This is a genomic window from Ramlibacter sp. WS9 (genome assembly GCF_003797765.1).
In the GTDB taxonomy this organism is placed as follows: Bacteria; Pseudomonadota; Gammaproteobacteria; order Burkholderiales; family Burkholderiaceae_C; genus Ramlibacter.
Map to the genome: position 1 here is coordinate 1 of NZ_RKMB01000001.1, position 19,057 is coordinate 19,057.

General features: G+C 66.7%; 24 protein-coding genes. 17 read left to right on the forward strand and 7 right to left on the reverse strand.

The window, feature by feature from the left end; translation table 11 throughout:
• Positions 1–87: 87 nt before the first annotated feature.
• The 5 genes from EEB15_RS00005 to apaG form a co-directional block, all read right to left on the reverse strand.
• The gene (locus EEB15_RS00005; RefSeq protein WP_158289945.1) at positions 88–579 is read right to left on the reverse strand and encodes a thermonuclease family protein; all 492 of its coding nucleotides are present in this window, start codon (positions 577–579) and stop codon (positions 88–90) included.
• A gap of 4 nt (positions 580–583) precedes the next feature.
• Positions 584–1,543: a thiamine-phosphate kinase gene (gene thiL, locus EEB15_RS00010; RefSeq protein WP_141507485.1), complete on the reverse strand. Its 960-nt coding sequence runs from the start codon at positions 1,541–1,543 to the stop codon at positions 584–586.
• Positions 1,544–1,568: 25 nt separating this feature from the next.
• Positions 1,569–2,735 (reverse strand): YbdK family carboxylate-amine ligase, encoded by a 1,167-nt coding sequence (locus tag EEB15_RS00015; protein WP_233259285.1) that lies wholly within the window; start codon positions 2,733–2,735, stop codon positions 1,569–1,571.
• Positions 2,728–3,984, reverse strand: a complete 1,257-nt coding sequence (locus tag EEB15_RS00020; RefSeq protein ID WP_141507486.1) for a cation:proton antiporter — start codon at positions 3,982–3,984, stop codon at positions 2,728–2,730. The genes EEB15_RS00015 and EEB15_RS00020 overlap by 8 nt, the downstream gene beginning before the upstream one ends.
• A gap of 78 nt (positions 3,985–4,062) precedes the next feature.
• Positions 4,063–4,443 (reverse strand): Co2+/Mg2+ efflux protein ApaG, encoded by a 381-nt coding sequence (apaG, locus tag EEB15_RS00025; protein WP_141507487.1) that lies wholly within the window; start codon positions 4,441–4,443, stop codon positions 4,063–4,065.
• 55 nt (positions 4,444–4,498) lie between these two features.
• Between apaG and rpe the strand changes: the two genes are divergently transcribed.
• From rpe to EEB15_RS00075, 11 genes are all read left to right on the forward strand, one after another.
• Positions 4,499–5,182, forward strand: a complete 684-nt coding sequence (gene rpe, locus EEB15_RS00030) for a ribulose-phosphate 3-epimerase (protein ID WP_141507488.1) — start codon at positions 4,499–4,501, stop codon at positions 5,180–5,182.
• 167 nt (positions 5,183–5,349) lie between these two features.
• A complete protein-coding gene (locus tag EEB15_RS34430; RefSeq protein ID WP_255466263.1) occupies positions 5,350–5,472 on the forward strand; it encodes a hypothetical protein in 123 nt (40 codons plus the stop codon).
• A gap of 96 nt (positions 5,473–5,568) precedes the next feature.
• Positions 5,569–7,734 (forward strand): catalase, encoded by a 2,166-nt coding sequence (locus tag EEB15_RS00035; RefSeq protein WP_141507489.1) that lies wholly within the window; start codon positions 5,569–5,571, stop codon positions 7,732–7,734.
• A 60-nt stretch (positions 7,735–7,794) separates the two neighbouring features.
• The gene (locus tag EEB15_RS00040) at positions 7,795–8,517 is read left to right on the forward strand and encodes a Crp/Fnr family transcriptional regulator (RefSeq protein WP_141507490.1); all 723 of its coding nucleotides are present in this window, start codon (positions 7,795–7,797) and stop codon (positions 8,515–8,517) included.
• Between the two features lie 63 nt (positions 8,518–8,580).
• Positions 8,581–10,272: an ATP-binding protein gene (locus tag EEB15_RS00045; RefSeq protein WP_141507491.1), complete on the forward strand. Its 1,692-nt coding sequence runs from the start codon at positions 8,581–8,583 to the stop codon at positions 10,270–10,272.
• Positions 10,269–11,090, forward strand: coding sequence for a response regulator (locus EEB15_RS00050; RefSeq protein ID WP_141507492.1), 822 nt, complete (start codon positions 10,269–10,271; stop codon positions 11,088–11,090). The genes EEB15_RS00045 and EEB15_RS00050 overlap by 4 nt, the downstream gene beginning before the upstream one ends.
• 167 nt (positions 11,091–11,257) lie before the next feature.
• On the forward strand, positions 11,258–11,587 hold the full coding sequence (locus EEB15_RS00055; RefSeq protein WP_141507493.1) for a collagen-like protein: 330 nt from the start codon (positions 11,258–11,260) through the stop codon (positions 11,585–11,587).
• 7 nt (positions 11,588–11,594) lie between these two features.
• Positions 11,595–11,861: a DUF1488 family protein gene (locus tag EEB15_RS00060; protein ID WP_141507494.1), complete on the forward strand. Its 267-nt coding sequence runs from the start codon at positions 11,595–11,597 to the stop codon at positions 11,859–11,861.
• A 96-nt stretch (positions 11,862–11,957) separates the two neighbouring features.
• Positions 11,958–12,377 carry a hypothetical protein gene (locus EEB15_RS00065; protein ID WP_141507495.1) on the forward strand — a complete coding sequence of 140 codons (420 nt, stop codon included), beginning with the start codon at positions 11,958–11,960 and terminating at the stop codon, positions 12,375–12,377.
• Positions 12,374–13,858, forward strand: a complete 1,485-nt coding sequence (locus tag EEB15_RS00070; protein ID WP_141507496.1) for an ATPase domain-containing protein — start codon at positions 12,374–12,376, stop codon at positions 13,856–13,858. Before EEB15_RS00065 ends, EEB15_RS00070 begins: the two co-directional genes overlap by 4 nt.
• Before the next feature lie 11 nt (positions 13,859–13,869).
• On the forward strand, positions 13,870–15,003 hold the full coding sequence (locus tag EEB15_RS00075) for a sensor histidine kinase KdpD (RefSeq protein ID WP_141507497.1): 1,134 nt from the start codon (positions 13,870–13,872) through the stop codon (positions 15,001–15,003).
• 73 nt (positions 15,004–15,076) lie between these two features.
• On the opposite strand, the gene EEB15_RS34495 is transcribed toward EEB15_RS00075, so the two are convergent.
• Positions 15,077–15,871, reverse strand: coding sequence for a beta/gamma crystallin-related protein (locus EEB15_RS34495; RefSeq protein ID WP_141507498.1), 795 nt, complete (start codon positions 15,869–15,871; stop codon positions 15,077–15,079).
• A gap of 275 nt (positions 15,872–16,146) precedes the next feature.
• Here EEB15_RS34495 and EEB15_RS00085 point away from each other — a divergent pair, with 275 nt between their 5' ends.
• From EEB15_RS00085 to EEB15_RS00110, 6 genes are read left to right on the forward strand one after another with little or no spacing between them, the layout of a single operon-like run.
• Entirely contained in the window at positions 16,147–16,458 is a 312-nt protein-coding gene (locus EEB15_RS00085; protein ID WP_141507499.1) for a BON domain-containing protein, read from the forward strand.
• On the forward strand, positions 16,458–16,841 hold the full coding sequence (locus EEB15_RS00090) for a hypothetical protein (protein ID WP_141507500.1): 384 nt from the start codon (positions 16,458–16,460) through the stop codon (positions 16,839–16,841). Before EEB15_RS00085 ends, EEB15_RS00090 begins: the two co-directional genes overlap by 1 nt.
• A 20-nt stretch (positions 16,842–16,861) precedes the next feature.
• On the forward strand, positions 16,862–17,173 hold the full coding sequence (locus tag EEB15_RS00095) for a hypothetical protein (protein WP_141507501.1): 312 nt from the start codon (positions 16,862–16,864) through the stop codon (positions 17,171–17,173).
• A gap of 9 nt (positions 17,174–17,182) precedes the next feature.
• Positions 17,183–17,332, forward strand: a complete 150-nt coding sequence (locus EEB15_RS00100) for a lmo0937 family membrane protein (protein WP_141507502.1) — start codon at positions 17,183–17,185, stop codon at positions 17,330–17,332.
• Entirely contained in the window at positions 17,329–17,562 is a 234-nt protein-coding gene (locus tag EEB15_RS00105) for a CsbD family protein (protein ID WP_141507503.1), read from the forward strand. Before EEB15_RS00100 ends, EEB15_RS00105 begins: the two co-directional genes overlap by 4 nt.
• A 29-nt stretch (positions 17,563–17,591) precedes the next feature.
• Complete coding sequence (locus EEB15_RS00110; protein WP_141507504.1) at positions 17,592–18,278, forward strand: phosphoglycolate phosphatase; 687 nt, start codon at positions 17,592–17,594, stop codon at positions 18,276–18,278.
• Here the strand turns inward: EEB15_RS00110 and EEB15_RS00115 are convergent, their stop codons facing one another.
• Positions 18,279–18,860, reverse strand: a complete 582-nt coding sequence (locus EEB15_RS00115; protein WP_141507505.1) for a chalcone isomerase family protein — start codon at positions 18,858–18,860, stop codon at positions 18,279–18,281.
• Positions 18,861–19,057: the final 197 nt, after the last annotated feature.

Below are 19,057 nucleotides of genomic sequence, written 5' to 3' on the forward strand. Positions count from 1 at the left end.
TAAAGGAGGAGGGAGCGGCTTGCCGCGACGGGGGACATTCGCAGCGCAGAGTGCCCCGCCGCCCCGATCCCGCCCCGCCATGTCGATTCAATGGCAGGAGCCGTGGCGCTTGCGAAAAACGCGTGGCTCCATCGGCGATCCGTTCGCCCACAACCCGCGCCGCGCATCGCGGGCCCCCGCTTCCTCCTGCGCATACGGCCCGGCCCGCCGCTGATAGTGCGCCGACCAGGCATGGCCGCGGCCCACCAGCCATGCCCCCAGATCCTCGCCCTGCAGATCCACGCGTCCCACAGTGCGACCGTACACGTCGGTAGCGCGAACAGTGACTCGAACCGGACGATGCAGCACGTGCTCCGCCAGTGCGGCCCGCGATTGCGCACCGAAGGGCTGGCAGATTTCCGGTGCGTCGATGCCCTGCAAACGAACTTGCACGCCGTCAGCCGCGCCAGGGGAGCGAACCCAGATCGTGTCGCCATCTGTCACGTGCGTCACCACGCCCGCCAGCGTGCGCGCATGGGCGGATGCGGCGCCCAGGGCAAACGCCGGCAGCAAGGCGAACAACAGGAAGCGGCGAAGCACCGGCTCAGGCGAAATGGTCGAACGAGCCGAAGCGGCGCTGCAGCGGCTCACCGCGGGCATCGACCAGGCGCAGCCCGGAACCGGCTTCTATGCCGCCGATGCGCGTGACGCGCGTTCCGGCCCCCTGCGCGGCAGCCTCCACCGCATCGCGGCTCGCGGCGGGCGCGGTAAACACCAGCTCGTAGTCGTCACCGCCCGCCAGCGCGTATTCCAACGCACGGTCCTCGTCCACGGCGGCAGCGCATGAGGGCATCATCAGGCGGCCGGCCGCAGCGGTGTCGATGCGCGCGCCAACACCGCTGCGGCGCAGGATGTGGCCCAGGTCTCCCAGCAGGCCGTCGCTGACGTCGACCGCGGCGGTCGCGATGCCCCGCAGTGCCTGGCCCAACGCCACGCGCGGCGTCGGCTGCTCCATGCGGGCGCGGGCAGCCTCGAACACATCCGCTGGTAACGAGACGGTCCCGCGAAACGCTTCCAGCGCCAGCCGCGCTTCACCCAGCGTTCCGCTGGCATAGATGTCGTCGCCATCGCGCGCGCCGGAGCGCAGCAGTGCCTGCCCCTGCGGCACTTCGCCGAACACGGTGATACAGATGTTGAGCGGCCCGCGCGTGGTGTCGCCACCCACCAGCTCGCACGCATGTTCATCGGCAAGCGCCAGCAGGCCGCGGGAAAAAGGCTCTAGCCAGGCTTCTTCGGCCCGCGGCATGGCAAGTGCCAGCGTAAAGGCCAGCGGGCGTGCGCCGCAGGCGGCGAGGTCGCTGAGGTTGACGGCCAGCGCCTTGTGGCCCAGCTTGAACGGGTCGACCGTGGACAGGAAGTGCCGGCCCTCCACCAGCATGTCCGACGACACGGCCAGCTCCATGCCCGCAGCGGGCGCCAGCAGCGCGCAGTCGTCGCCGATGCCCAGCGGGCTGCGCGTGACGGGACGTTTGAAGAAGCGGTCGATTAGCTCGAATTCACCCATGGGATGAATTGTCGCCGCGAATACGTCAGGCGTTGCCGCGGAACCTAAGCGCCCCCTGCCTCACAACTTCAGCCAGCAGCCGCTCGCGCGCCTGCGTGTCGCGCAGTCGGCGCGCGTCGTTGGTGCCCAGCTCGGCGTCCTCGGCGAGCAATTGCACGCCGTATGCCGCGCCGACCTTGCGCGCATGGTCGCCGATGCGGCGCAGCGTCAGCAGGATGTGGTCGCGCAGCGGCATGTGCTGGCCGGTGACCGGATCGACATACACGGCTTCGAGGCCGAAGCGGCAGGCCTGGAAGCGGTTGTAGGTGTAGACCATGTAGTCGTCTTCCTGCGGCATGAACGGCTGCTCGTGCAGGAACCACGACGCGAGCGATTGCACGAAGCCGGCCAGCGCCGCGGCGCGCGTCACCGTGAGCGGCGTGTCGAACACGCGGATCTCGATGGTGCCGTATTCGGGCTTGGGCCGGATGTCCCAGTAAAAATCCTTCATGCTCTTCACCACGCCGGTGCGCGTGGTCTTGGCGAAGAACTTGCCGAACTCATCCCAGCTCAGCGTGAAGGGCGCGCGGCCCGACATCGGAAACGCGAACACCGAATTCAGGCGCGCCGAGTCGAACTGCGTGTCCTGCCCCTGCACATAGGGCGACGACGCCGACAGCGCGATGAAGTGCGGGATGTAGCGCGACATGCGGTGCAGCATCAGGAGCGCGCTGTCGGCATCGGGGCAGCCGACGTGCACGTGCTGCCCGAAGATGGTGAACTGCTTGCTGAGGTAACCATACAGCTCGCTCAATTCCCGGAATCGCGGCTTGTCGTAGATGCGCCGCTCATGCCACTGCTGGAACGGGTGCGTGCCGCCGCCCACGATGGCGATGTTGAGCTTGTCGGCGCATTTCACCAGCGCATCGCGGATCTCGGAAAGCTCTGCCAGCACCTGCGACGATGAGTCGCAGACGCCGGTGGAAATCTCGATCATGCTGGACGTCATCTCCGGCACCACCGCGCCGGGCAGCTTGTACTTCGACATCAGCCGCAGCATCTCGTCGGAATACGGGGCCAGGTCGTAGTCGTGTGTGTTGACCAGCTGCAGCTCCAGTTCCACGCCCAGCGACAGCGCGGCCGATTGCTGGAACGCTTCCAGCGCCGGCGCGGATTCTTGCGGCGCGGTGGCCGCGGGAATGGGCCTATCCACGCACTTCTCCCGGTTGGATGGTGGGCACGCCTTCGGTTGGGGCCGGCCTGGAACTCTCGCGCGCACGGTCGATGGCGAACGTTGCGATGATCGCGCCCAGCACCTCCATCAGCAGGATCGCGGGCAGGGCGATGTTGGCGATGCGCGGCCCGAGCGTGAGCGACGACAGCATGAACTGCTGCACCAGCAACAGGGCCACTGACGACATGGGCGACATTGCACAGCCGGTCCAGAACGCCTGCTTCCAGCTCGTGCCACTGCCCCAGTTGGCGGCAGCGACGCCCACCACCTTGGCCGCGCCGCGCGCGAGCACCAGCACCACCACCAGGCCGGCGACCTCCTGGTTCCAGTCGGCCTTTGCCGCCACCACCGCCACCAGCACGAAGGTCAGCATGGTCAGCATGGACGCGGCGGTGCCCAGCTGGCGCGGCCAGGCCCACGGCCGCGGGTTGAGCTGCTTGAGCAGCATGCCGCCCAGCAGCGCGGCGAGTGGGGCCGAGCCGCCGAAGTGGGCGGCGAGCGCCGTGGCGGCGGTGATCAGCGCGATCAGCATCATCGACGTGTTCTCGCTGGTCGGGCTCATCACCCGCAGCGCCATGCGCAACGCCAGGGCCAGTGCCGCACCGACGATGAACGACACGCCCAGCACCACCGCGACCGGGAACAGCGTTTCAGTCAGCGAGGTGTCGGGCCGGTGCATGACACCCGCCCGGGCGTTGACGATCGTCAACGCATAGAGCGTGTTGAGCGTGGACAGCACCATCGCCCGCTCGGTGACCGGGCCGGACGCGCGGACATCCATCATCACCCGGCTGAGCACCGCGGGCGACGCCACCATCGCGATCAGGCCCACCGCTTCCGCGACCATGGGCTGCACGCCCATCCATCGCAGCGCGTAGTAAACGCAGACGGCCGTGAGGGTGGACTCGAGCATGCTTTGCAGCAGCACCATGGGGTTGTGGCGGAACCAGCGCAGCGCGATGCGGCCGCCCGCTTCGAACAGCACGACGGACACCCCCAGTTCCAGAAGGAACAGGGCGATGCCTTGCATCGGCCACGCGGCCGAAAAGCCCGCCAGGCCCGCCATTGCGCCGGTCATGGAATAACCGACGACCTTCGGCAGGCCGGTGTGGCGTTGCAGCAGGTGGCCGGCGGCAGCGGCGACAGCCAGCAGGATGGACCACTGGACAGCGGGCAGGCCAGCCGAGGGCTTCAGCCATTCGGCCCATATGGCCATGATCTCGTTCATGTGCGGTTCTCCGGCGCGGACTGTACCCCCGACTGAACCATAAGCCCTGTAGGACTGGGTCCCGAGGGTAACGAATGGTCAGTGAAGGACGCGCACGGAGCCGTCGTCGAGCGCGAAAGCGGGGATATCGACCTCGAAACGCTCGCCGTCCTCGGCCACGCAGAAATAGCTGCCATGCATGGTGCCCGAAGGCGTGCGCAGGCGGCAGCCGCTGGTGTACTGGAATGCCTCGCCGGGTTTGAGGAGCGGCTGGTGGCCGACCACGCCGAGGCCCTTCACCTCTTCCAGTTCGCCCAGCGCGTTGGCGATGATCCAGTGGCGCGAGATCAACTGCGCCGGCACTTCGCCGGTGTTGGTGATCGTGATGGTGTACGCGAAGCTGTAGATATCCTGCGCCGGCGCCGATTGCTCAGGCAGGTATTGCGGCTCGACATCGACGCGGAATTGGTACTTGCCCATGGCGGTGATCGTACCTCCTTCGCCGACGCTCCCGGTGATTTGCGAGAATTGGGGGATGAGCACCACCTACCGCATCGCCCCGTCGATCCTGGCGGCCGATTTCACCCGCCTGGGCGACGAAGTCAAGAACGTCATCGCTGCCGGCGCCGACTGGATCCATTTCGACGTGATGGACAACCACTACGTGCCCAACCTCACGTTCGGGCCGATGATCTGCTCGGCGCTGAAGCCGCTGGCGGTGACGCCGGACGGCCGTGCGGTACCGGTCGATGTGCACCTGATGGTGCAGCCGGTGGATGCGCTGGCGCAGGCGTTCGCGCAAGCGGGTGCCGACTACATCAGCTTCCACCCCGACGCGTCGGCGCACGTGCACCGCAGCGTGCAGGCCATCAAGGCCGCCGGCTGCAAGGCGGGGCTGGTGTTCAACCCGGCGGCGTCGCTGGACGTGCTGGACTGGACCATCGAGGACCTCGACCTGATCCTGATCATGAGCGTGAACCCGGGCTTCGGCGGGCAGAGCTTCATCGACTCGGCGCTGCGCAAGATCGAACAAGCGCGCAAGCGCATCGATGCGTCGGGCAAGGACATTCGGCTCGAAGTCGATGGGGGCATCAAGGCCGACAACATCGCACGTGTCGCCGCTGCCGGTGCCGATACCTTCGTGGCGGGCAGCGCGATCTTCGGCAAGCCCGACTACAAGAGCGTCGTCGACGCGATGCGCGGCGCGCTCAAGGGCTGAGCCGGCAGGGCCTGCGGGCCCTGAGGCTCAGCCAGGTGTCGGAGGCGTCCTACCGCCGAATGCAGCCCTCGCCGACAACCGCGCCCGCCACTCCACTACGAACGTTGTGCATGAGCTTGCCTAAGCTGGGAGCCAGTCTGTCAGCTCGCCTTGGCCAGGAGAAGAACATGGACCTGTTCGCCGGAATGCCTGAATGGCTCGTGTGGTGCCTCGCCGGCGCAGCCGGTGTGTACGCCTTGGCCGCACTGGCCAGCATCCTCGACAAAGCATTCGACCTGGACGCGGGCTGAGAGACAGGATCTTGCGTGATGGGCGCCCCGTGGCGGGCGCCTTTCGCGCTTCCCGGACAACTACAGCCGACAAACCGCCACAGGAGAAACTGCTACATGGCCCAGACCAAACAGGAGGCGCAGCGCAAGGCCAAGGCCGGCGAGGGCGCCGCCGCCAAGGCGAAGCAGCTGGAGACATTCAGCCAGGGGCCCGAGAACCTGCTCACCACCAACCAGGGCGTGGTGATCCCCGACAACCACAACTCGCTCAAGGCCGGCGTGCGCGGCCCGACGCTGCTGGAAGACTTCATCCTGCGCGAGAAGATCACGCACTTCGACCACGAGCGCATTCCCGAGCGCGTGGTCCATGCGCGCGGCGCCGGAGCGCACGGGTATTTCGAGCTGACCAAGTCGATGGTCGAGTACACGAGCGCCGACTTCCTGCAGGAAGCCGGCTCGCGCACGCCCGTGTTCGTGCGCTTTTCCACCGTGGCCGGTTCGCGCGGATCCTCCGACACGGTGCGCGACGCGCGCGGCTTCGCGGTCAAGTTCTACACCCGCGAAGGCAACTACGACCTGGTGGGCAACAACATCCCCGTCTTCTTCATCCAGGACGCGATGAAGTTTCCGGACCTGGTCCACGCCGTGAAACCAGAGCCGCACAACGAGATGCCGCAGGCCGCCAGCGCGCATGACACGTTCTGGGACTTCGCCTCGCTGATGCCGGAGACCACGCACATGCTGATGTGGGTCATGTCGGACCGAGCCATCCCGCGCAGCTTCCGCATGATGGAGGGCTTTGGCGTCCACTCCTTCCGCTTCATCAACGCCAAGGGCGTGGCGCACTTCGTCAAGTTCCACTGGAAGCCCAAGCTCGGCAAGCACGCGCTGGTGTGGGACGAGGCGCAGAAGATCGCCGGCAAGGATGCGGACTTCCACCGGCGCGACCTGTGGGAAGCGATCGCGCAAGGCAACTTCCCGGAGTGGGAGCTGGGCCTGCAGCTGGTGTCGGAGCAGAAGGCGCAGAGCCTGGGCTTCGACCTGCTCGACCCCACCAAGCTGATCCCCGAGGAACTGGTGCCGGTAACGGTGGTGGGCAGGCTGGTGCTCAATCGCAACCCCGACAACTTCTTCGCCGAGACCGAGCAGGTCGCCTTCCATCCGGGCCACGTGGTGCCCGGCATCGATTTCAGCAACGACCCGCTGCTGCAGGGACGGTTGTTCTCGTACACCGACACGCAGCTGTCGCGCCTGGGCGGCCCGAACTTCCACGAGCTGCCGATCAACAAGGGCGTGTGCCCGTTCCACAATTTCCAGCGCGACGGCATGCACCGCGTGCTGGTGAACAAGGGGCAAGTGAATTACGAGCCCAACTCGCTGGCCAGCGGCGCGGAGTTCCGCGTCGACGGCGGCCAGCAGGGCTTCCAGAGCTTTCCCGAAGAGATGGAGTCGCCCAAGGTGCGGCGCCGCAGCCCCAGCTTCGACGATCACTTCAGCCAGGCCACGCTGTTCTGGAACAGCCAGAGCCCGGCCGAGAAGGAGCACATCATCGCGGCCTTCCAGTTCGAGCTGTCGAAAGTGGAGGTGCCCGCGATCCGCCAGCGCGTGGTGGACAACCTGGCCCACGTCGACGCCAAGCTGGCGCGCAAGGTCGCCGAGCCGCTGGGGATCGCGCTTCCGGACGCCAAGGCCGCGGCGGGCCGGGCAGGATTTCGCGACGTGCGGATGAAGCTGCCGCTGGAGAGTTCACCGGCACTCAGCATGGAAAGCAGCCCCTTGACCAACGGGATCGCCACCCGCAAGGTGGCGGTGCTGGTGTCGAACGGCGTGGAGACGGGCGCGTTGCGCGCTCTCCAGTCGGCGCTGGCCGATGCCGGGGCCACCACCAAGGTCGTCGCCGCCCACCTGGGTTTTGTTGCCACGTCATCGGGCCAGCAACTGGCGGTGGACCACACGTTCACCAACATGCCTTCGGTGATGTTCGACGCCGTGCTGGTGCCCGGCGGCGCGGCGAGCGCCCAGGCCCTGGTGCTCAATGGCGAGGCCGTGCATTTCGTGCTCGAGGCGTACAAGCACTGCAAGAGCATTTGCGTGATCGGCGAAGGTGCGCAGTTGCTGCGATCGCTGGGCGTCGGCGCGGGCGAGGGCGGCCCTGCGGTGCCCGGCGTCATCATCGGCAAGAACGATCCGCCGGGCCGCCCGCAGCTCGCGCAGGACTTCATGGCCGCGATCGCGAAGCACCGGCATTGGGCCCGGCCGAACGTCGACGCGGTGCCCGCCTGAGCCGCGCGGCACCCATGTTTCGAGCCGCCCGGTGGGGCTCCAGGCGCACAATCGTCCCAAATGGCCATTGAACACAGCACCCGCCAGAACCATCTGTTGGCGGCGTTCCCGCTGGCCGAGTACGAGCGCCTGGCCGAGCACCTGGAGCTGGTCCCGATGAAGCTGGGTGAAGTCCTCAGCGAGTCCGGCGGGCGGATGGAGCACGTCTACTTTCCCACGACCTGCATCGTGTCGCTGCTGTACGTGCTGGAGAACGGCGCCTCGGCCGAGATCGCCGTCGTCGGCAACGAAGGCATCCTGGGCATTTCGCTTTTCATGGGCGGTGACACCACGCCCAGCCGCGCCGTGGTGCGCAGCGCGGGCCATGCCTATCGCCTCAAGGCGCATCTCTTGCTGCAGGAATTCAACCGCGCCGGGCCGGTCTTGCGCCTCTTGCTGCGGTACACCCAGGCCCTCATCACGCAGATGACGCAGACGGCGGTGTGCAACCGGCACCATTCGGTCGAGCAGCAGCTGTGCCGCGCGCTGCTTCTCAGCCTGGACCGCCTGTCCTGCAATTCGTTGACGATGACACAGGAATTGATCGCCAACATGCTCGGGGTGCGGCGCGAAGGCGTGACGGAAGCGGCCGGCAACCTGCAGCGCGCCGGCCTGATCCGCTACAGCCGCGGCCATATCGACGTGTTGGACCGGCTTGGGCTCGAGCAGGCGGTCTGCGAGTGCTACGGCGTGGTGAAAGTCGAATTCGACCGCCTGCTCTCGGACATCCCGCGCACGGCCTGATCCTTTCGCGGCTATGTACCCTGCCGCACAGACGGGCCTGCCCAACCCGCCTACCGTTGGCCCATGCAAGCCAAAAGTGACATTGTCGTGCTCGCCGACGAAGACGCCGCGCGATCCGGCGGCACCGAGATCAGCCGCCAGATCGCGTTGCTGAAAGCCGGGGCGCTGCAGAACGCGATCCTGACCAGCGCCAATTTCTCCATCATCGCCACCGATGAGAAGGGCATCATCCAGCTGTTCAACGTGGGCGCCGAGCGCATGCTGGGCTACTCCGCGGCGGAGGTGGTCAACAAGATCAGCCCCAGCGACATCCATGACCCGCAGGAGGTCCGGGACCGGGCCGAAGCCCTGACCATCGAGCTGTGCACGACCATCGCGCCCGGCTTCGAGGCGCTGGCGTTCAAGGCCTCGCGCGAAATCGAGGACATCTACGAGCTGACGTACATCTGCAAGGACGGCAGCCGCTTCCCGGCAATCGTCTCCATCACCGCGCTGCGCGACGACTACGGCACCATCATCGGCTACCTGCTGATCGGCACCGACAACTCGGTGCGCAAGCGCGTCGAGTCGGAGCTGAACGAGGCGATGGCCGCGGCGGAAAAGGCCAACCACGCCAAGTCCGACTTTCTCTCCAGCATGAGCCATGAGCTGCGCACGCCGCTCAACGCCATCCTCGGCTTCGCGCAGCTGATGGAGTCCGGCGCACCCGCGCCGACACCCACCCAGAAGCGCAACATCGAGCAGATCCTCAAGGCAGGGTGGTACCTGCTGGAGCTGATCAACGAAGTACTGGACCTGGCGCTGATCGAGTCGGGCAAGCTGACGCTGTCCAACGAGCCGGTGTCGCTGGCCGAGGTGCTGGTCGAGTGCCGCGCCATGATCGAGCCGCAGGCCCGCCAGCGCGGCATCGGCATGACCTTCTCGCGCTTCGACGTTCCGCGTTTCATCAACGCCGACCGCACGCGCATCAAGCAGGTCCTGATCAATCTGCTGTTCAACGCCGTGAAGTACAACCGCCCGCAGGGCAGAGTCGCGGTCGAATGCGAGCTGATGCCGCCGAGTTCGATCCGCATCTGCGTTCGTGACACCGGCATCGGCCTGGCCTCGGAGCAGCTGGCCCAGTTGTTCCAGCCCTTCAACCGCCTGGGCAAGGAATCCGGCAGCGAAGAAGGCACCGGCATCGGCCTCGTCGTGACCAAGCGGCTGGTCGAGCTGATGGGCGGCACCATCGGCGCGAGCAGCACTGTGGGCGAGGGCAGCATGTTCTGGGTCGAGTTCCCACTAACGCAGGCGCCGCGCCTGGCGCTCGCCGAGGCCGAGCTGGCCGCCGCCGTGCGTCCGGCTTTGCCGGATGGCATGCCGCTGCGCACCATCCTGTATGTCGAAGACAACCCGGCGAACCTCGAGCTGGTGGAGCAGATCCTGGCGCGCCGGCCCGACTTGCGGCTGCTCTCCGCCGCCGACGGCCGCATGGGCATCGAATACGCGCGGGCCTGCCTGCCCGAGGTGATCCTGATGGACATCAACCTGCCGGGCATCAGCGGCATCGAGGCGATGAAGATCCTGCACGCAGACGCGTCCACCGCTCACATACCGATCATCGCCCTCAGCGCCAATGCAGTGCCGCGCGACATCCAGAAGGGCCTGGAGGCGGGCTTCTTCAACTACATCACCAAGCCCATCGTGGTCGCGGATTTCATCGACGCTCTCGACGCCGCCCTGGTGTCCGCGCAGGCCGCGGCCAAGCAGCGATGAAGATCACCGACGCCGACATCCTGGCCGGCAGCATTCTGATCGTCGACGACCAGGCCGCGAACGTCAGCTTGCTCGAGCAGACGCTGCGGGAAGGCGGCTATCTGCATGTGTCGTCGACGACCAACCCGCGCGAAGTTTTCGCGCTGCATCGCAAGAATGCCTACGACCTGATCCTGCTGGACCTGCAGATGCCCGGCATGGACGGCTTCCAGGTGATCGAAAGCCTCAAGACCAACGACCGCGACGCCTGGCTGCCCGTGCTGGTCATCACCGCGCAACCGGGCCACAAGCTGCGCGCGCTGCAGTGCGGTGCCAAGGACTTCATCAGCAAGCCGTTCGAGCTGGTCGAAGTGAAGACGCGCGTGCACAACATGCTGGAAGTGCGGCTGCTGTACAAGCGCCTCGCGCGGCACGCCGCGGAACTCGCCGCCGCCGTGGAGGAACGCACGGCCGAACTGCGCGAAAGCGAAGCGCGCTACCGCAGCCTGACCGAACTGGCATCCGACTGGTACTGGGAGCAGGACACCAATGGCAATTTCACGCGGGTCTCCGGCCCGGTGCTGGAGATGCTGGGCATCCGCGTGGACGGCCTGGCCGTCGAGCGCCCGGCAGCGCCGGTCGACGGCTGGAACGAGGCCGAGCGTCTTGAGCTGCAGGCGGCGATCGCCGCACGCCGGCCGTTCCTCGATTTCGTCTTCAGCCGCGTCAACCCCGACGGATCGAAGCAGAAATTCCAGGTCAGCGGCGAGCCCATGTTCGGCCCGGCCTGCCAGTTCCTTGGCTATCGCGGCATCGGGTTGGAGATCACGCACCGATAGCGCAACGGTGCTGGCGTAGGCGCGGTCCTACGAAAAAATCAGCAAGGTGTAAGCGCGCCACCGAACAGAGGCTCGGCCGCAAGCTGCGTATCTTGAGCCAAGCCGATCCGCCACGTCAGACGCCTGTCCGGCGGAGCGGTCCCTCTCGTCAACAACTGGATTCTCAAATGAAATATGCAATCGCCTTTTCCATCGCTGCCGCCGCCTTGTCGCTGACCGCCTGCCAACGCGACGTCGTCGTGCCGCCCACGGTCGTGAACGTGCCGGTGCCCGGCCCTGCCGGCGCTCCCGGCGCCACGGGTGCCGCAGGTGCCGTGGGAGACACGGGCTCCACCGGATCTACCGGCTCCACCGGCTCGACCGGGGCCATGGGCAACACCGGCGCGACTGGCAGCACCGGCTCGACGGGCAGCACGGGTGACACCGGCGCCACAGGCCAGCGCGGCCGCACGGGCGACACGCTGGTGATCCTGCCGGCCGCATCGTCGACACGCTGAGCCCAACATGTCGGACGCGCCGTTCTTCCACGAAGCTTCCGGGACCGTCCGGTTCTGGGTGCTGGTGGAGGGCCAGCTCGTCGGCGCCAGCGTCGGGCGGGAGGCCTTGCACCACCGGTACCGGCCCGGCGCGCAGGCCGACGATCCGCTGGACACCTGGCGCGACAACCTGACGGACATCGAGGCCGCCGTGCGCCGGCGCGTGGCCCAGGGCTCGCGCGAGCCGGTGATGCTGCGCGAGTACGACCTGCGCGTCCTGGGCGAGCAGGCATGAAGCCTCCCGCATTTATTACGGCCGGTGCTCATCCGTGGACGCCAATGCGGTCCACAATGGGCTCTTCGGCTTTCGACTCACCCTTGTGAGCCCGTCATGGAAGGGAGCAGTTCGGTGAAGACGCTGGCAACGATGGCTGAAGAAGGCGCGAGCGCGCCCCGCATCGCCGAGGCGTCGATTGCCATCTGGGCGGCGATCGACGCCGCACTGGCTCCCGTGATCGGCCCCCGCGGCAGTACCGCGCTCTACAAGCGCTGCTTGCACCTGACGCGCGCGATCCATCCCTTGCTGGGGAGCGCCTACGACGCCGCCAGCCAGCCCGGCGATTACAGCGGCCTGCACACCGTGCTGTCGCAGCAGACCCCGGCGGATGCCGCCGCCGCGCACGACGCGATGCTGCGCATCTTCAATGACCTCCTGGCCGACCTGATCGGCCGCTCCCTCACGCAGCGGCTGCTCCAGTCCGCCTGGGAACCCCCTTCAAGCGCCGCCGGCAAGCAGGACGCCCCCCAATGACCACCACTGACAAAGCAATCATCAATCGTCTCCAGACCGGTGTGCCGGGCCTGGACGAGGTGCTCGGCGGCGGCCTGCCCGAGTTCTCCTTCAATGTCATTGCGGGCGCCCCCGGCTGCGGCAAGACCACGCTGGCGCACCAGATGATGTTCGCGCTCGCGACCAGGCAGCGTCCCGCCATCTACTTCACGGTGCTGGGCGAGCCGCCGCTGAAGATGCTGCGCTACCAGCAGCAGTTCGACTTCTTCGACGCTGGCAAGGTCAACGAGTGCGTCCACTTCATCAACCTGTCGGAAGAAACCGCGTCGGGCGACCTGCAGAGTGTCCTGGCCCGCATCATGGCGGAGGTGGAAGCGCACAACCCTTCGCTGGTGTTCGTCGACTCGTTCCGTTCCGTGGTACTGACCCAGGAGGGCGGCAAGGCGTTCATCACGCTGCAGCAGTTCGTGCAGCAGCTGGGCATGCTGATGACCAGCTGGCAGGCCACCACGTTCCTGATCGGCGAATACTTCACCGACAACGACCCCAGCCCCGTGTTCACAGTGGCCGATGGCCTAGTCTGGCTGCACCAGAGCGTGCAGCGCAACTCGGTCGTGCGCAAGATGGAGATCATGAAGATGCGCGGCCAGCCCACGCTGCCCGGGTTGCACACCTTCCGCATCGGCCCCACGGGCCTGCATGTGTTCGCGCCGCCGAAAGCGGATGCGCGCGAGGACGCGCAGTCGCCTGCGCTGGGCGAGCGGCTGCGCATGGGGGTTGCCGGCCTGGACGAGATGATGGGCGGCGGCCTGCCCCGCGGCTACTCGATGCTGGTCGCCGGCCCCACGGGCGCGGGCAAGAGCCTGCTGGCTTCGGCCTTCCTGGTCGAAGGGGCGCGCCACGGGCAAGCCGGCGTGATCGCCGCGTTCGAGCAGCGGCCCAACAAGTCGCGAGGCAAGGCGTTGGCCGACCTCATCGCCGCCGGCATGGTCGGCGTGATCGACGCCCGCGCGCCGGGCTTGTCGGTCGATGAGATCGCCACGCTGCTGATCGCCGAGATCCACCGCCTCAAGGCGACACGGGTGGTGATCGACTCGCTGTCCGGCTTCGAGCTGGCGCTGGCGCCCACATTCCGCGAGGACTTCCGCGAATCGCTGTCGCGCCTGGTGCTGGCGCTGGCCGGCGTCGGCGCCACTGTGCTCATGACGTCCGAGCTGGAAGACCGCTACGACGACCTGCGCTTCTCGCCGTACGGCACGGCCTTCCTCACCGATGCGATCGTCGTGCAGCGCTACATCGAGGTCGACAGCCGCTTGCTGCGCGTGATGGCCGTGGCCAAGCTGCGCGCGAGCGCGCATTCCAACGAGCTGCGGCTGTTTTCGATCGACGACAACGGCATCCAGATCGGCAAGCGGCTGGAAGGCTACGAAGGCCTGCTGGGCGGCCGCCCGACCCGCCGGCAGGCGCCGCGCGCGGCCGGCAGCGGCGACGACGACCGCTGACAAGGTGCGACGTGGTAGCTTCCCCGAACGATGACACCCGGATCGCCGCCGCGACCCGGACACTGGCGCTGCTGAACCAGCAGGCCGACACCGTTCGGGCGGAACTGGCTGCGTTGCGCGTGGACGTTGCGCGAATCCAGCACGAAGGCTCGGGTATCCCGGCGGCCCAGCTGCTGGAAGCCAATGAACAGCTGGTGCTGGCGGCGCTGCGCGCGCAGAGCATCGCGGATTCGGCCCGGCGGCGCGTGACCGAATTGACGCGAGGCCAGCCGCCCGCACTCGCCGCTACGGTTCGCGCCGCATCCGCATCCGCATCCGCATCCGCGTCCGGTGAACTCGGTCAAGCCGTCTACCAGGTGCGGGTGGACGATCTGCGCGACGCCAACGAGCAGCTGGTGATCGCGGCGCTCAGCTGGCAGGAATTGGAGGCCGACGCCAAGCAGGCGCATTCCAAGCAGATCAAGTTCCTGGCGATGGCGGCGCACGAGCTGCGCAATCCGCTGCTGCCGCTGCGGCTGGCGGCGCAGATGCTGACAAGTAGCAACGCTGACCAGCAGGTGCTGACGCGCCTGCAAGCCACCATCAATGGCCAGGTCAGCCACATGGCGCGGCTGATCGGCGACCTGCTGGACGGCTCGCGCATCAGCACGGGCAAGTTCCGGCTGGAGCGCGCCGCGATCGACCTGTCCGGCGTGCTCGAACTGTCGATCGAAACCTGCCAGCCGGCCATGGACGCGCGGCGTCACCATTTCCGCCGGGTCGGGTCGCTCGGTCCCCTGATCATCAACGGCGACAGAGTGCGCCTGGTGCAGGTGTTCACCAACCTGCTGGAGAACGCGGCCAAGTACACGCCGGAAGACGGCAAGATCGTGCTCGACGTCAAGGTCGTGGGCGATGGCGTGACGGTCTCCATCACCGACAACGGCATCGGCATCAGCGCGGAGGCGTTGCCCCGGGTCTTCGAGCTGTTCGTCCAGGACGAGCACGCCGTGGCGCTCAACCAGTCGGGCCTGGGCATCGGCCTGGCGGTAGTGCGCGAACTGGTCGAGGCGCACGGCGGCACCGTGGTGGCTGAGAGCAAGGGCCTGGCCCAAGGCAGCCGGTTCGTCGTGACATTTCCACTCGTTTCAGGGTCCGCAGCCTGACTGGCCGCGATCCTGAGCTGGTTTTGAATCCGTTAAAAACGGCCCCGTGGGCCGCTTCGCATTCCGCAGCGGGTTACTGCCTCGGCACGCCGTCGCCGTTGACTGCAATGGTGGCGCCCGGGGCCGCCGACATCTGCAGCTGGTGATCGCGGCCGCGGAAGTTGTAGGTCACGTCCCAATAGGCCGGCGTTCCGCTGGTGGTGTTCTCGCAGCGGCGCACGTCGCGGCTGCCGTAGTTGTTGCCCTGGCTCATGTTCGAGCCGATCACGCCGCCGGCGACTGCGCCGCCTACGGTGGCGATGTCCTTGCCGGAACCTCCGCCGACCTGGTGACCCAGCACGCCGCCGATCAACGCGCCGGCGATGGTGCCTGCGACGTTGCGGCCACCTGAATCAGACACCTGCTGGCGCTCGACCCAGCAGCGTTCCGTCGCAGCGCCCATCACGGCCCGCACGTTGGTCACCTGCGCGTCATACACGCGCTCGTTGTAGCGGCGGCGGTACTGGTAATCGGCAGCGGCCATCGGCTCGGGCTCGTTCTCATAGCGGCGGTTGTTGGTGATGGGGCGCACCGACGAGATCGTGTTCTCCATTCCCAGCGCGCGCAGCGAGTCGTAGCTGCCGCGGCGCAGGACGACGCAGCGTCCGCCGAAAGCGGCGTGCTCGCAGATCTCCCAGCGGCCGCGTTCGACGACCACGGACGAAGAGCGGTCGTTGAAGCCGCCGCGGGTGAAGTCGGCAACTTGCGTGTTGGTGGAAAATGCGCGGCCGCGATAGCCTTCGGCTTCGTAGAACGTGACTTGCGCCATGGCCTGCGCGGACAGGACCATGGTGGCGGCCGCGAGAGCGGTCTTGATGTGTAGCTTCATGTGTGTGTCTCCAGTGTGATGCTTGCCGGGCCCGGAAGCGGACCTTGACTGCACGGTGCGCGCGCTGTCCGGCAACGTCTGTGCGATCCCGTACATAGCTCAGCGCGAACGCGCATCGAGTTCAACAAGCGGTCCTCTCCTACACGCCGCGCGGCTCATCGGTACGGCAGCGCACAGACCTTGCGAAGTGCTGCGCGCAACCTACATGGGTTGACGCCGTCATCCCGCCCAGTGAGTTTTTCGCCGGGCAGTCCCAAGACACCTCGAAAGATCACATGAACCATTTCGCACGCACCTCCGTCCTGCTGGCCGCCATCGCCCTCACCACACTGGCCGGCTGTGCCTCTTCGCAAAAACACGAAAGCACCGGCCAATACATCGACGACACCGCCATCACCACTTCGGTGAAGGCCGCGATCTTCAACGAGCCGGGCCTCAAGTCCGCCGAGATCAACGTCGAGACCTTCAAGGGCCGCGTCCAGCTGAGCGGCTTCGTCAGCACCCGTGCCAATGCCGATCGCGCCGTTGTCGTGGCGCAAGCCGTCAAGGGCGTGACCTCGGTCGCCAACGACATGCGCGTGAAGTAATGAACCGGCTCTTGCGTTCGATGAGCGTGGCGGGCGGCGCTGCCGCCCTCCTGTTCGTTGCCGGCGCGGCTTCGGCCGCGAAGGTATCGGAAGCGCAGGCACGCTACCAGCAGGAGCGCGCGGTGTGCATCAACGGCACCTCCAACCAGGACCGCGCCACTTGCCTCAAGGAAGCGGCCGCGGCCTTGCAAGAAGCCAGGCGCGAGGGCCTGGCCACATCGGGCGATTCCACGCAGAAGCAGAACAGCCTGAACCGCTGCAACGCTTTGCCCGCCCAGGACCGCGAAGACTGCGTCGTGCGCATCGAGCAGGGCAAGACGAGCGGCAGCGCACAGCAAGGCGGCATCCTGCGCGAGAGCGAACGCCCCGTCGCCAAGCCATAACCACTTGATTCGAGAATTCCATGAACCTCACCTTTGTCACTGCCGCCGTGGTCTTCAGCTCGGTCGCCACGGCGAGCGTACCGGCCGTCCGGCCGATCGCGCCGCCGCAGGCGCCAGCCGTGGTTCGCGTGTCGCTGCCGTCAGGGTGGGGGGTGGTGGAGGCCATCCGTCGCGTCGAGCACGGGGGAACCGTGCCGGCCAGTTTCGAATTCACCGTGCGGATGCGTGATGGCACGACCCGCACCAGCAGCAGCGCCAGCGCCTCCCCTTGGCGCAGCGGCGACCGCATCATGCTCATCGGCGGCACGGCAACGCCCGCCATCACACATTAAGGAATCATCATGCTCTACACCATCGCCGTCATTCTGGTGATCCTCTGGCTGCTCGGGATGGTCACATCCGTCAGCGCCGGCGGCTTGATCCACATCCTGCTCGTCATCGCGATCGTGGTCGTGCTGCTGCGCGTGATCAGCGGGCGGAAGGTCCTATGAACTGGGATCGCATTCAAGGCAATTGGAAACAGGTGTCCGGCCAGGCCAAGGCGCAATGGGGCAAGCTGACCGATGACGACCTGGACATCGTGGCCGGCCGCCGCGAGGAAATGGCGGGCAAGATCCAGGAACGCTACGGCGTCGCCAAGGAAGAGGCCCACAACCAGATCGCCGAGTGGGCGCGCAAGGCGACCGACGCCTGGTTCACGCCGGCCAAGCCCAAGGAGTGAGTCAGAATTCGCGGTCACTCCGCGAATTCATGCACTTCATCCATCCACTGCCTTCGGGCCTGCAAGCCGCCATCATCGACCTCGACGGCACCATGGTCGACACCATGGGCGACTTTGCGGTCGCCCTCAACGAGATGCTGGGCGAGCTTGCGCTGCCGCGCATTGAGCCCTCGGCCATCGAACAGATGGTGGGCAAGGGCTCGGAACACTTGATCCGATCGGTGCTCGCGCACGTGGGCGCCGACGCGTCCTTGTACGAACGCGCGTGGCAGTCCTATCAGAAGCACTACCTCGTGATCAACGGCAAGCACTCGGCGGTCTACGACGGCGTGGCAGAAGGCCTGCAGGCGCTCCAGTCCGCGGGTTTGCGCCTGGCGTGTCTCACCAACAAGCCCACGAATTTCGCCAAGCCATTGCTCGCAGCCAAGGGCCTGGACACGTACTTCGATTTCGTGTTCGGCGGCGATGCCTTCGAGCGCAAGAAGCCCGATCCCCTCCCGTTGCAGAAGACCTGCGAAGCGCTCGGCACCTCGCCCGCGCGCACCCTGATGGTGGGCGATTCGAGCAATGACGCACAAGCGGCGCGGGCTGCGGGATGCCCGGTGATCCTGGTCACCTACGGCTACAACCACGGCGAGCCGGTGCGCGGCGTGGACGCCGACGGGTATGCCGATTCGCTGGCCGACGTCGCGGCGATGATCAAGCCGATCAGGTGATCAGGCGGCCTTGCCCAGCAGCGCGTCCTTGAGTTTCCAGTCGGCGGGGTTGGGGCCGAGCCAGATGCGGAGCAGGGCGTTGAAGAACTCGGGTTCCTTGAACGGCTCGCTGTCTTTCGCGCATTTCACCGTGATCACCGTGCCTGTTCCCGGCACCCAGTCGATCATGAAACTGTCGCCGGCGTTGAGCTTCTTGCAATCGGAAAAGATCTGGCTCATGCGCATCACGCCCGGGATCAGCTTGGAAAACGCCGCCTTGTCCATGTTGTCTTCCACGCCGCGCGAAAAGAGCTTTCCCAGCTCCGACGAGTCGATGTCGCGCAGCATCGTGATGGTCATGCGCTTGGCGCCCGGCATGGCCAGCACTTCTTCGGGCGTGCTGGCCTTCTTGGGCAGATAGAGCCCGGCCGCGTAGACCTTGAACACCGCCTTGTAGCGGACGCCCGCGCCATTCAACTGCGCCTTGGCACCCCGCACGTCCGCCGTGTCCTCGAACTTGACGCCCGAAACAGTGACCTCCGCGAACGCACTCGCAGCCAGGACGAGGGCGCACAGGGCGAGCCCCCATTGCTTGATCTTCATCGTTTCTCCTCCGGAAAAAGAACGCTCGTGCGATTTTGGAATTCTCGCGTACCACCGCTTTTTGTCGCAATAGGGTTTTCGCGCGTTGCTTCCGAAGCATCGCTGGTTACAAGCGTCCGCGCGGCAGGCACCCGAAGGTTTGCTACACTTTCGCCCATGTCCATCCACCGCACCAATGTTGCAGGTCTCAGGGGCCA